Source organism: Chitinophaga ginsengisegetis (assembly GCF_900168065.1).
GTDB lineage: Bacteria > Bacteroidota > Bacteroidia > Chitinophagales > Chitinophagaceae > Chitinophaga > Chitinophaga ginsengisegetis.
The window spans coordinates 92,063-106,000 of the sequence record NZ_FUZZ01000002.1; the positions used below are offsets into that span (position 1 = coordinate 92,063).

The following is a 13,938-nucleotide window of genomic DNA, read 5'->3' on the forward strand; positions in this document are numbered from 1 at the left end:
CTGTTTTGAGGATCAAATATCTATGATCGCCTTTATCACTTCATTGCGGGGATCCAGCCAGGAAGCAAAGGTGGTTTTCACTTCCCCGAATTTCACCCGGTGTGTAATATATTTATCCGGACGCGCCGTTCCTTCTTTGATGCAGCGGATCACCTGTTCAAAATCCTCGCGGGTGGCGTTGCGGCTGCTCATCAGCGTGGTTTCCCTTTTATGGAATTCCGGATGGGGAAACTGCAGCAATTCTTTCTGTAATCCTATAAGCACATACCGGCCGCCGTGTGCCAGGTAATAGATGCCGTTGTTAATGGCTTTCTGGTTACCGGTGGCGTCGATTACCACTACCGGCATATCACCGCCGGTGATGGTGCGCAGCTGCCCGGCTACGTCGGTGGCGGCATTAATGGTATAAGGAATACCCAGTGTTTCCCGTGCAAATTCCAGCCGTTTATCCTGGATATCGGTGGCGATTACCTGTGCGCCGGCAATGCGGGCAAATTCCATTGCCGCCAGCCCGATGGGCCCTGCTCCTATTACCAGTACAAACTCACCAGGTTGAACGGCTGCGCGACGGATGCCATGCGCACTTACCGACAGGGGTTCCACCAGTGCCAGCTGTTCGGCCGTGAGGCCGTTGCCATGCACCAGCAGCCGCTCCGGCACCGAGATGAATTCGGCCATGCCGCCGTCTTTATGCACACCCAGCACTGCGATGTTTTCGCAGCAGTTGGGTTTGCCGTTGCGGCAGGCAATACAAACGCCGCAGTTTTCGTAGGGGATAATGGTTACCAGCTCCCCGACATGGAAATCAGTGGTTTCCACGGCGTCCAGCGCTACAATTTCACCGGCCAGCTCATGTCCCAGGATGCGGGGGTAGTTAAAATAAGGCTGGGTACCTTCAAAAGCGTGCAGATCGGTGCCACAAACACCTATTTTCCGGATACGGATAATAGCATGACCCGCCTGCAGCGCGGGCATTGCCTGCAGACCATATTCAAAATTGCCGGGAGTAGTACAAATGAGTGTTTTCACTATAATTAATTTAGAAAAAAAATCCGTACCCGGATGTTTTATTTTCACATACGGGCAGGACGAACGATATTCAAAGAAACAGGTTTAAGGTAAATATTTATCATAGTATATTATCATCTCTGTAAGATATATTGCCTTTTTTCGGTGAAAAACCCTTAAATAACAAGTAATCTGTCATTCAGACACTTAATATTTGTGCGTTTGCAAATTTGTATAATTTGGGTATTTTTACTTTTATGCGCGACGATATCCCCGAATTGCAAAGCAGAATATACAGCGGTGATACACAGGCATTTAAAGAATTATACGATTGCTTCTGCGCGCCATTACTCCAGTTAGCCCTGGCCATTGTTCATTCCAGGGAAATGGCGGAAGAAATAGTAGCAGATGTGTTTATTGCCGTTTGGAGAAAAAAGGAAAGCCTGCACCAGGTAAGCAACCTGAAATGGTATCTCTATGCAGCCACCCGCAACATTGCGCTGAACTATCTCCGTAAATATACTTCTAAAAAAACGTTACATCTCGATGAAGCCAGTTTACCGGAATATGAAATAAACCCTGAAGCACAACTCATCAGCAATGAAATGATGCGGCATATTAATATGGCTATCAGCGAGCTGCCACCGCAGTGCCGGCTGATCTTTAAACTGGTGAAAGAAGATGAGCTTAAATACAGGGAGGTAGCCGTACTGCTTAACATCTCCATAAAAACAGTAGAAAACCAGGTGGGCATCGCGCTGAAAAAACTCACTAAAATGAGAGCATTCCTCACTACGCCGCTGCCTGGCGATCAGTAACCCCTTCTCAAAAAAAATTCTTCCCTCTTTGGGGGTATTCTCTCCTTCCGGTTGTCTTATACCCCGAAGCGCGCGTTCATTCAACCATTTTCAATCGTACTATGAGCAACGACCGTATATGGATATTACTCGGTAAACAGTTCAGCGGTGATATTTCACCCGAAGAACTGTCTGAACTGGAAACATTGCTGAAAGATGATCCGGAGGCAGCCGCTTCGCGGGAACTTGCCGCGGCTATCTGGCAGGCGCCTATGCAGGAAGTACCTCCTGCTCATGACAGTAAAGAACGTATATGGGAAGCCGTGAGTCCGCAACTGCAGCCATCCCCGCGCCGCAGTGTTGTACGCAGACTGGCAGCAGTAGCGGCAGCAGCAGCGGTATTAACGGCAGCATGGGTGCTGTGGCGTTCTACAATTCCGGCAGTGCAACAACTCAGCTCCGCTCCCGGTGGAAAATCAAGGGTAGTACTCCCCGATGGCTCCACGGTATGGCTTAACAGCAACACACAACTCAGTTACGAAAAAAACGGCTTTGGCAAACAACACCGCGAAATTACGCTCACCGGTGAAGCATTTTTTGATATTACAAAAAGTGAAGGCACTCCTTTTATTATTCATGCGGGAAAAGTAAACATCCGCGTACTCGGCACCGCGTTTAATGTGAAAGCCTATACGGGCGACAGCGCCATTTCTACTACGCTGGTGCGTGGAAAAATTGCGGTATCGTTCGGCGAAAAAACCGTGGTGCTGCAACCCGAAGAAAAACTAATGGTTCAGGCAACCCGCCTGGCGCCTGTCTTCCAGCAAAAACACCTGGAAAAAGACAGCAGCGGACAACTCCGGGAAATATCCTGGCTCAATAACAAGCTGGCATTTGACAACGAAACCTTTGCCGGGCTGGCGGTGAAAATGCACCAGTGGTACGGCGTTACTTTTTATTTTGAATCTGCCAACCTGCAACAACTCCGGTTTTCCGGCATCATCGATACAGAATCAATAGAAGAGGCGTTGAAAATGCTGCAGCTATCGCGCCATTTTAATTTCCGGGTCAACGGGAAAGAGGTCCACATCAGTAACTGATATCACATTCATCATCTTCAAAAATAAATGCTATGACATAAAAACATTACAAAGCACTCACTGTACTTTACTTTCCTTCACCCTCTTACATTCCATGTTATGAAAATAATGTTCCTATGGACTTTTAATAAAAGTCTGCATGGCGGGCTGCCGGGCATACTCATCCTGGCTTTGCTGTTAACCGGTATTACACCCTTATACGCCACCTCCGTCACCCAGGAAAAGATCAGCATCTCCCTGGAGAAAGTCAGCATTAAAACAGTGCTGAAAGCTATTCAACAAAAAAGCCGCTGCCGGCTCATCTACAACGACGATATTTTACCGGAAGAACCGCCGGTATCCATTCATGCAGAAAATGCCACGGTAGAACAACTGCTCACGAAAACCTTTACCGGCACCACACTGCGTTACACTGTACTAAACGACAACGCTATTGTAATTGCCTCCGGCAATATAAGCGCCGCCAAAATAAGCGGCATCGTAAAAAATGAACATGGCGATCCGCTCATTGGCGTATCCGTAAAAGTAAAAGGCACCAATATTGGCACCATGACCAATGAACACGGTCGTTTTGAACTGCAGGCCGCTGCCGGCGTTACGCTGGTATTCAGTTATGTAGGTTATGAACAAACTGAAGTGGTAAGCACCGCCGATCCCATCAACATTATCCTCAAAGAAAGCGCCAGCGGCTTAAATGAAGTAGTGGTGGTTGGTTACGGCACACAGAAGAAAACTTCCTCTACCGCAGCTGTAGCAGCAGTGCAGGGAAAGGAACTGGCGAAATCGCCGGTGACCAACATCTCCAATTCGCTGGCAGGAAATGTTTCCGGTATCAGCATGCGTCCCAATGGCGGTCAGCCTGGCAGGGATAATCCCGATATCCACATCAGGGGTATTGCCACCACCGGCAACAACTCACCACTGATAGTAGTGGATGGAATCATCCGTAATAACATCAATGAAATTGCACCCAGCTCCATCGCCTCCGTTACCGTGTTGAAAGATGCCGCCGCAGTAGCCCCCTATGGATTGGGCGGCGCCAACGGCGTAATACTCATTACCACCAAACGCGGACAAACAGGTATGCCTTCGCTGTCGCTCAACGCCTACTATGGCTGGCAAACGCCCACCTATTACCCAAAGATGCTGAACGCCCAGGACTATATGCGCCTGCGCAATGAAGCCTATATGAATGAAAATCCAGGTGGCGCACAGCAGCCTTTCTCCGAAGAGCTTATTAATACCTATGCAGACCTGAACGCTAAAGATCCCGACAAATATCCCATCAGCAATACCAAAGACCTGGTACGCATGCGCGCACCTATTCAAAATTATAACCTGCAGCTCAGCGGCGGCACCAAAGTAATCAGGTATTATGCCGGTCTAGGTTTCCTCAAACAGGACGGGATGTTTGACCCAATAAATTACAAGCGTTACGACTATAACGTGAACATGGAAGTGAGCGCCACCTCTACTACTACGGTATCGCTGTCGCTCATTGGCGCCATCGAAAACACCAACAGCGTGGATGCCGCCACCACACCGGGACAGCTGTTCCGCAGCGCATACAAACTGATCCCCATTACCAACATGTACTACAGTAATGGCCTCTGGGGCGAGTTTGCAGGCAACACGCCGGTAGGGATCCTGAAAGCAGGTTATTCCCACCGCAAAGCTACTTCCCTGCTCACTACCCTTGCCGTGGAGCAACAACTGCCTTTCATTAAAGGGTTGAGTATTAAAGGAACCTTTAGTTATGATCCTAACGACTTCACCGTTAAAGGATGGCATACACCGTTTTATTTTTATTCACAAAACACGTCCACTAACCCTTACAGCTATACGAAACAGATCTCCACATCGGAAGGAAGTGCTGCTCCATACACCTGGCTGAACCAGGAGTACTCAAAAAACCAATACTTCACCTACCAGGGATTCCTGAACTATCATAACACCTTTGGTAAACACGACTTCACCGGGCTGCTGGTAGCGGAAGCCCGTAAGAACGACTCCACCGGCTTTTCTGCGCGGCGCAATAATTTTGCGGTAAACATCGACGAGCTGGGTATGGGCAGCTCCAACAAAAATGATTTTGATAATAACGGCTCCACGATTACCGGTAGCCAGCTTGGATTTGTATACCGCTTAGGGTACATCTACGATCATAAATATCTTTTTGAAGCCGCCGGCCGGTACGATGGTCATTATTACTTTGCTCCCGGCAAACGCTGGGGTTATTTCCCCGCCTTCTCCGCAGGATGGATCATCTCTGAAGAAAACTTTATGAAAGACCATCCCTCCCCGCTGACCTATCTTAAACTAAGGGGTTCCTGGGGAAAATCGGGTAACCTGGCCGGTGCGGCATTCCAGTATCTGAATGGCTATAATTTATATGGCAACGCCTATGCTTATGGCAACGGTAATATGGTACAGGGTTCCAACATCACCCGGGAAGCCAATCCCAACATCACCTGGGAAATATCTACTAAAACAGATATCGGTATAGACGCTACTTTATGGAAAGGTTTGCTCACCCTGGAAGTAGATTATTTTCATGAAAGAAGAACAGGTATGTTACTGCCCCCGGCTGTAACGGTGCCCGTAGAATATGGCCTGAACCTCTCCGATGAAAACCAGGGCATTATGGAAAACCGTGGTATCGATATTTCCGCCGGTACCAGCCACCGTTTCTCCAATGGCCTGCAGGTTAACCTGAACGGCAATTTCAGCTATGCTAAAAATAAAATGATCCAGGTGTTTGAAACTTCCGCCACACGCAATAATCCCAACCGGAGCAGAACAGGCCGGCCCACCGGCACACAGTTCGGCTATCACGCGCTGGGATTGTTTTCCCTGGAAGATGATAAAAACAAAGATGGCATCATCAACACCGAAGATGGATATAACGTTACCCAGTTTGGCGTGCTGCATCCCGGCGACATCCGCTATGCTGATATAGGCGGCCCTGATGGTAAACCCGATGGTAGAATAGACTCCTACGATGAAACGGTGATCGGCAACCCGGTATATCCTTTCATCACTTACGGCTTCACCCCCAGCGCCTCCTGGAAAGGATTTGACCTCAGCCTGTTTTTCCAGGGTTCTGCATTGGCCAGCCTGAACATCCGCGGTTTTCAGACAGTGCCCTTTAACAACAACAATAGTAATTCTGCCTATGAATACTATGACAACCACTGGACACCCAACACCCCCAATGCAAAGTACCCGCGTGCGAACCAGTCGCCTTACGCCAATAACACACAGAACTCTGATTTCTGGATGATGAAAACAGGTTATCTCCGTTTAAAAACTGCCGTGCTGGGATACACGCTTCCAGCCAATATTTCCAAAGCTATGAAGATGCAGAGCGTTCGTGCTTATTTCTCCGGGCAAAACCTGCTCACCTTCAGCAAAATGAAATTCATGGACCCGGAAGTAGGCTACACCGACCTGGAAACAGCTTATCCTAACCAGAAGGTATTTGTGTTTGGGCTCAATGTCACTTTTTAGATTCATCCTGTTAAATCAAAATATTATGATCCGCTTCATACATTTGTTGTCCGCCGTCATACTGCTACTCAGTATCCTGTCGTGCAAAAAGGAATTCCTGGAAAATACCGACAAGTCGAAACTCACCGATGAAACCCAGTGGGGTACAGAAGGGAATGCTGATCTTTTCCTCAACGATATCTACAGCGCATTGCCCAACTACTGGAACCAGCCGGAAAACCTGGATAACTTCACCGACGACAACGACGCTGGTTTTTATTACACCTCCTACAACTGGAAACAAGGCATTGTGGAACCGTCTTCCAATGACTACACCATTTGGGGAGGCATCACCGGTTCCGGCGATCTGACCAACTGGACCACTATCTTTACCAATATCCGCAAATGCAACACCTTCATTACAGAAGTGCGTAAAAACGCGGCTAACTTTTCGCCGGAGTGGCTGAACAAACGGCTCGATGAAGCCCGGTTTATCCGCGCCTTTTTCTACAGCGAATTGTGGATGCACATCGGTGGATTGCCCATTATCACCGTTCCCGCAGACAGGCGCACAATGGACAGCGCTGCCATCTATACGCCCAGGAACACCTTTGCAGAGACAGTGGACTTCATCACCACGCAACTCGATTCCATCGCAAAAGACGGTTACCTGCCTGCTAAATACAACAAAGGCGATGCAGATGCAGGTCGTGCTACCCTCGGCGCCGCGCTGGCCTTAAAAGGATGGGTGGAACTATATGCCGCGAGTCCTGCATTCAACGCTCCACAACCAGCCGCAGGCAATGATCCGCACAAGATAGCCGGTTACAATAACTACGACGCACAACGCTGGGCAAAGGCCGCTGCCACCTTCAAACAATTCATTGATCTTTATGGCAACGGCAAAGCGTATGAACTGTTTCCCGATCCTTCCGCCATCTGGTACGAAGCCAATGAATACCATTCAGAAGTAGTGTGGGACCGGCAGGTAGTAGCCAACACCATGGGATCTTCCTTTGAGCAATACGGTGGTCCCGTGTGGATTAACGGCGCTTATTATACCTGGGGCAACTACAACCCCACGCAGGAACTGGTAGACCAGTTCAATATGGCCAATGGCAAGCCTATCACCGATCCCACTTCCGGCTATGATCCGCAGCATCCTTATGTAGGCCGCGAGCGACGCTTCTACGACTGGATTGTATATGACGGCGCCCCCTATAAAATGACCTGGATGGACAAAGCCGATGTCATATACACCCGCATCGATAAAGTACATCCGTCCAAAAACCAGATTGACTTTGGTACCGATGACGTAAGCAACACCGGTTATTATTTTAAGAAGCGGCTCAACCCACTGGTACGCCCCGGCGGTGGCGCAGTAAGCGGCGCCAACTTTATTTATTACCGCTACGCAGAAGTACTGCTGGGATATGCAGAAGCGCAAAATGAAGCCGCAGGACCGGATGGTACTGTATATAACGCCATTAACCAGATCCGCAAAAGGGCCGGTTTACCCAACCTCGCACCAGGATTATCCCAGGCGGATATGCGGGCCGCTATTTATCACGAAAGACGCGTGGAACTCTGCTTTGAGAACAAACGCTTTTATGATATCATCCGCTGGAAAACAGTGAGTACCGTGATGAATGTGGATAAACACGCCATGAAGATTACCAACACTTCTCCAAACGATAATGCGGGAGTATGGAAATACGAAATTGTACCACTGAATCATCCGCATGTGTTTACCGCCAAAATGTACCTGAACCCGGTACCACAGGACGTGATAGACCGTAACCCGAAGATTGTACAGAACCCGGGATACTAAGTAGTAAAAAGTTGCAGGCATGTCCTGCAACTTTTTGTTTTATCTTGTTCCTGCTAAACCCGGTAAACATATGGTACCAGTCAGGAATAGTTGGGTGGATAATCTGCGTTCGTTTATTACTCTTTTAGTTGTAGCCCATCATTCATCGCTGGCATACACCACGTTTGCATCTTTTAATAAAAGCGCCTATATCCTTTCTACCAACCCCGTGGTAGATACTGCGAGGTGGAAGGGGCTGGATATCTTTGAAGATTTTAATGACATCTTTTTTATGTCGCTGATGTTCCTGATCAGCGGCATTTTTGTGGTGAACAGTTTGCGTAGCAAAAGCATGGGGAAATTTATCCGGGACAGGTTTTACCGGTTGTTTATTCCTTTTATGATCGGCGTTACCCTGCTGATGCTTATCGCCTACTACCCTTCCTTTCTTTTGGCTACAGGGCAACACAATATAAAGGCTTATGTAATAGATTTTTTTACGGTAGAAGCGTGGCCGGTAGGACCGCCCTGGTTCATCTGGGTATTGTTTGTGTTTAACCTAGTTTTTGCCTTGTGCTACCCGTTGGTAAAAAACGGGGTGAACAAAGCAGGTAACTGGCTGGCGATGCAAAAGCAACGTCCGGGAAAATTATTTCTTTCCTGGTACATCTATACTTTATTACTCTATATTCCTGTTATCCAATTTGTATCCCCGTATGCATGGACGGGCATCGGTCCTTTCGATTTCCAGATCAGCAGGGTGTTCCTGTATGCCGGCTATTTCCTGCTGGGAGCAGTGATCGGCGTGCCAGGGCTGGCCAACGGCATATTTACAGATGGATCTGCCTTTGTAAAAAAATGGCCGCTGTGGGTAATCAGTTGTCTGGTAATATACGCCGGGCTGAAACTCAGTGAAGCCCCCATCATCCGGATGATCGGCAACCACCAGCTGAGCGAATTACAGGCCACCCTTATCTACAGGTTGGTATGGATATTATCCTGTACAATGAGCTGTATTGCTTTTTTAACCCTGTTTAAAAGTATCCTCAATAAAACAAACCCGTGGTGGGAATCACTTTCCGCTAATGCCTATGGTATTTACCTGGTGCATTATATTTTCATTGTCTGGTGCCAGTACAGTTTGTTGAATGCGCCATTACACGCGTTCGTGAAGTTCCTGATCACGTTTGTGGTAACGGCAGCGCTGAGTTGGAGCGTGGTGTATTTGGTGCGGAAAAATGGGGTGGTTAAAAAGTATTTGTAACCTATATTTTTGCAATGGTTTTATGCACATTTTTCTTCTCTTTCCTTCGTAATTCCTTATTTGTGCTGATATTATAGGCTTTCCCTTTTTCCGCCAGCAAAAACCAGCTGAGTGCGGATATGGTATTGTTTGAATGCAGTTCCAGCCTGATAAACAGTTCATCATTCGGGAATTCCTTATTGTGAAAGTTCTTCTTCGTAATTTTTTTTTCTTTTCATGATTAATCGTTTTCCAGATATTCTATAAAGAAATCTATACACGATTATTATAAAATCAGTACTATCAAATAGTAAATTCATCACGTTAATGATGTCTGTGATTTTGTTAATAATCAACATTTAACTTGTTGTAAGAGGAACGCATTTGTAGAGCATCTGAAGTTATCTATGGATATACCGGGAGATAAAGATTAACGGACACATGGGGACTTATACCCTCTTACCTCGCGGATGCTTCGCCGGTGCCCCGGACTTGCGTATACCATGCACAATCAATACTGTTAGCATGGACTCCCAATGCACTCCTGATGCACTATCAATGCACTATCAATGCACTATCTCCCCTCTGCAACCGGCTCACCTCGCTCTACCATCCCCCTCAACCCCTCCGTCATCCACACCCTTACCCCGCCCTTCGCATCCAGGTACACCAGGTACACATCCATACCTTTCCGCTGCTCCAGGAAGTGTTTCGTGCCCTCCACGCCCATCACCATAAAAGCCGTGTCATATCCATCTGCGGTGATGGCATCTTCGGAAAACACAGTAACGCTTAACAGCGAATCCGGTGTGGAGTACCCCGTTTTAGGATGAATGATATGCCCGGATATGGTGCCGTTCTGCTCATAATGATCGCGGTAATTGCCTGCTGTGGTAGCGGACCGGTTGTGCATCCGTACAGTAGCCAGCTGCTGATCAGGATGCAATGGGTTATCGATGCCAACAGTCCATGACACGCCGTTTTTAAGCCCTTTACAGCGCACTTCTCCTCCTATCTCTACCATGTAGTTGCTGATGCCGTTACGGTCCAGTAAAGCGGCTAAAACATCCACACTATAGCCCTGCGCAATACCATCGAAGTCCAGGCTCACACCTTCCTTTAATTTGCGCACGCCTGTTTCATCAAAACGGATATACGAAAAGCCTACGTATTGCAACAGGGAATCGGCCTTTTCCCACCACGGGGTATGTGTTCTTTTCCCCTGCCGGTAAGCGGCGGTGAGGGGCATTACGGTGGGGTCGAAAGCGCCACCGGTGGCGGCGTATATCTCGGCAGCTTTTTTTAATACCGGGTAAAAATAGGGCAGCTGGAATTCAAGGGAGGAGGCGCGGTTGAATAAAGAGATCTCGGAGTCTTTCCGGTAAATGGATAAGCACTGGTCGATATCCTGCAGGGTTTTGGTGATTTGCGGCGTAAAATCCCGCTGCTGCGCATCGGCATATTGAATATGCCAGGTGGTGCCCTGCGCGCTGCCTTCCAGGTGTATCAGCGAAGGAGCAACGGCGGTATGAAGCAGCAGCAGGATATAAACGGCGTACATCTTTAATTTTTAATCAGGTCCATAAATTCGGTGAGGTGATCGGTGTATACACTTCTCGGGCTGCTGTGGTATTTGTTGGCTACATAGGCGGCAAGGCCTACTACTTCTCCCATCATGCCACAGGTGCGCATTACACGGGTGCTGCCAAAGGCTACGTGCGTGGTACTGATATTCCGTCCTGCCATAAACAGGTTGCTGATATTTTTAGAATACAGGCAACGGTACGGAATGGTATACGGCGCTACCCTGATATGTTTGGTGCCGGCAAAAAACTCCTGTCCTTCAAAATATTTTTTGTTGACAGGATCCGGGAAATGCAGGTCGATGGTCCAGGTGGCGGTGACGGTGCCATCGGGATACATTTTGCCTTCCTGGATATCCATCTGTGTAAGCACATGATCACCGATGATCCTCCGGGATTCGCGTTTACCACCGATATAGGCTACCCACGCGAGTTGTTGTTTGCCGTATTTTTCCGGCTTGCTGTTTTTGAGATACGACCAGTTACCATAAATGGCGCGCAGGTTATGATCGCGGAGCTGTTCTGCTTCGGTGATGGTATTGAAATTACCAAAGCCGGTTTCCCACTCCCAGTCGGCTTTAGACGCATCGATATGATATTCGTCTGAAAACTGCAGCGCCCATGGCGTGGCGGGGAAGGAAGTAACGCTGTCTGTTGGCAGGGAAGCCCATAAATTGGAGGTACCCAATGTAAAGCTATCCGGCTTTTCCGCAGCGAGCGATTCGCCTGTTTCTGCCTTGCTTTCACGGCCCATTCTGAAGGCGGCGCCGGCAAGATATCCTACCGTACCATCGCCGGTACAATCGGAGAAGTAAGTGCCGGTAAAACGTGTTTCCTGGCTGTTGGCGATATCACGACCGGTAACCGCAACAATGCGGTCGTTCTCTTTTTCTACTTTGAACACGTAGGTATTGAGGAACAGGGTGAGATTTTTTTCTGCTTTAACGATATCAATTTTACGGGCATCGCCATATTCATTTGCATCTGGGTTGCCATTACCCGGATCGCCGTTATCCATTTCCCTTACAATACGGCCCAGTTTGGGATAGTAATTTTTGTCGATATCCCCCCTCAGGTGTACCCGTATTTCTGAGCTGTTGTTACCACCGAGTACAGGCCTGTCCTGGATTAATGCTACCTTCAAACCCATGCGGGCAGCGGAGATAGCGGCACAGGTGCCGGCAATGCCACCGCCCACTACTACGAGGTCAAAAGGCCCGGCTGCTTTTGGCGTGGCCGTTAAATGCAACAGGTTACGGCGTAATGCGCTTAATGCAGCGGCATCATCCGGTGGCGTGAACTTGCCGGTGGTGAATAACAGCGCATCACAGCGGCCATTAAAACCGGTGAGGTCGCGCAGGGCGATTTTTGCGGCGCCGGCAGGAACAGTGATCTCACCGCCATCGTACCATTTCCATTTGTCGTTGCCACTTTCGCCAAACACCGTTTTCACCGGCGCATCATTTATCACCACCTGGAATTTTCCCGGTCCTTTCGGGAAGGGGGCCCAGTCTTTGGTACGCACCCATACATGGTAAGTACCTTTCTCCGGAAAATTGACAGTAGTCACGGCATCTTTTACCGGGCGGCCCATGCCGTGCGCCATCAGGTAAGAGGAGCCCATTACGGGAAACGACTGCTGGTCAATTACCCAGCCACCTTTTTCTGCGAAGGATTCTGTTTCCACAAATATCCGCTGCTGCGCCTGCAGCCATTGTGTGCATACACACAACAACAGGATGATCAACCAGCTATTTTTCAGTTGGATGAAGCGTTTGTTCATATTCATGCATCTTAATTTTTACGGAATGATTCACCGGCTGCCGTTGTAACAGCAACGCATGGATAGCGGCTGCCCGTGTGGCATCGGTATTTTTTAACTGATCTGCCAGCTGCTGTATTACCGGCTCCGGCAAACCAGGAGTGGCCTGCAATGCAGCCAGTATTAAATGGAACTGTTCTTCGTTGGCGCTGCTGCCGGCGACGGCGAGTTGCTTCGCCATTGCAGCACTCAGCGGCACAGTGGCCAGCTTGCGCAGTATTGTTAATTGCAGGGGATAGCCGCTTTTAGTATAGGTATCCCACAACCACGATTGTGCTTTAGCGCCGGTAACAAAACCGGGATACACCTGTTGTAAGGTATAGCGTGCAATAAAAATGTTTTTGCCATTGATCAATGTACGGATATCTTTCTCAAAACCCGGCGCTATCCTTCCATTTTTATCCATGATTTTTTCAAGTGCCTTATACTGGTAAGTATGATTTTGGGAAGATAGAAAACGGTGCAGCAGTGAGGGATTGAGATACGTATCGGTGATGCGGGTAATTTCATCTGTTACCGGTCCGTGTGCAATATGCCACAACGTATAGCAGGTATATACCGCGCCGGAGATCACTTCATTTTTAATGGTTTTAAGCGTAGCGCCGGTACGGGCATCTACCGAATCGCTGAGATTTTCCGTTCCCGGTACAATAAGGTCGGTGATAGCCAGGTCCGCGAGCAATGAATTAGGACGCGCCAGTATGTCGTGCAGTTTTTCATAGTCATCACGTTTAAATTCCCGGTGATCCAGTTTCGTTAATACTTCCTTTGCGGGCAGGTCATAACGGATATAATTGCCCAGCAGATCCCAGTAAAGGTTGATGTATACCGGTTTACATTCTCCCGTATAACAAACAGGCGTAAAAATATTCCGGTAATAATACAGTGGTCTGTTATCAGCATCCAGCGCCAGTTGCAGCTCGTAAGTGGCCGTGTCGCTGATCCGGTATTTTTTATGCGTGGCAGCAACCGGCAACAACGACCGGTTACCCAGCACGTCTTTCAGGGTATCAGCGGGATTCATCCCGTTTGTTACCTGGCAACACCAAATCAGTAAACAGACCACTGTATATTTCATGTTCGTCG

At 48.4% G+C, this 13,938-nt stretch carries 9 protein-coding genes; 5 read left to right on the forward strand and 4 right to left on the reverse strand.

The features are described 5' to 3' along the window. Positions 1-12 precede the first annotated feature (12 nt). Positions 13-1,029 (reverse strand): zinc-binding alcohol dehydrogenase family protein, encoded by a 1,017-nt coding sequence (locus B5Z18_RS14150; protein ID WP_079470965.1) that lies wholly within the window; start codon positions 1,027-1,029, stop codon positions 13-15. A gap of 236 nt (positions 1,030-1,265) precedes the next feature. Between B5Z18_RS14150 and B5Z18_RS14155 the strand changes: the two genes are divergently transcribed. The 5 genes from B5Z18_RS14155 (at position 1,266) to B5Z18_RS14175 (ending at position 9,468) form a co-directional block, all read left to right on the forward strand. Further along, complete coding sequence (locus tag B5Z18_RS14155) at positions 1,266-1,826, forward strand: RNA polymerase sigma-70 factor (RefSeq protein WP_079470966.1); 561 nt, start codon at positions 1,266-1,268, stop codon at positions 1,824-1,826. Positions 1,827-1,927: 101 nt separating this feature from the next. Further along, a complete protein-coding gene (locus B5Z18_RS14160) occupies positions 1,928-2,905 on the forward strand; it encodes a FecR family protein (protein WP_079470145.1) in 978 nt (325 codons plus the stop codon). A 99-nt stretch (positions 2,906-3,004) separates the two neighbouring features. After that, positions 3,005-6,415, forward strand: a complete 3,411-nt coding sequence (locus B5Z18_RS14165; RefSeq protein WP_235015931.1) for a TonB-dependent receptor — start codon at positions 3,005-3,007, stop codon at positions 6,413-6,415. Between the two features lie 25 nt (positions 6,416-6,440). Further along, entirely contained in the window at positions 6,441-8,225 is a 1,785-nt protein-coding gene (locus B5Z18_RS14170; RefSeq protein WP_079470967.1) for a RagB/SusD family nutrient uptake outer membrane protein, read from the forward strand. Positions 8,226-8,295: 70 nt separating this feature from the next. Next, the gene (locus tag B5Z18_RS14175; protein WP_079470968.1) at positions 8,296-9,468 is read left to right on the forward strand and encodes an acyltransferase family protein; all 1,173 of its coding nucleotides are present in this window, start codon (positions 8,296-8,298) and stop codon (positions 9,466-9,468) included. Between the two features lie 553 nt (positions 9,469-10,021). Here B5Z18_RS14175 and B5Z18_RS14180 read toward each other — a convergent pair. Genes B5Z18_RS14180 through B5Z18_RS14190 form a run of 3 tightly spaced genes read right to left on the reverse strand, consistent with a single transcriptional unit; the run spans position 10,022 to position 13,930 of the window. Further along, positions 10,022-11,008 (reverse strand): FAD:protein FMN transferase, encoded by a 987-nt coding sequence (locus tag B5Z18_RS14180; RefSeq protein ID WP_079470147.1) that lies wholly within the window; start codon positions 11,006-11,008, stop codon positions 10,022-10,024. A gap of 2 nt (positions 11,009-11,010) precedes the next feature. Further along, a complete protein-coding gene (locus B5Z18_RS14185; RefSeq protein ID WP_200817278.1) occupies positions 11,011-12,819 on the reverse strand; it encodes an FAD-dependent oxidoreductase in 1,809 nt (602 codons plus the stop codon). Beyond that, positions 12,782-13,930, reverse strand: a complete 1,149-nt coding sequence (locus tag B5Z18_RS14190) for a hypothetical protein (RefSeq protein WP_143313598.1) — start codon at positions 13,928-13,930, stop codon at positions 12,782-12,784. Before B5Z18_RS14190 ends, B5Z18_RS14185 begins: the two co-directional genes overlap by 38 nt. Positions 13,931-13,938 lie beyond the last annotated feature (8 nt).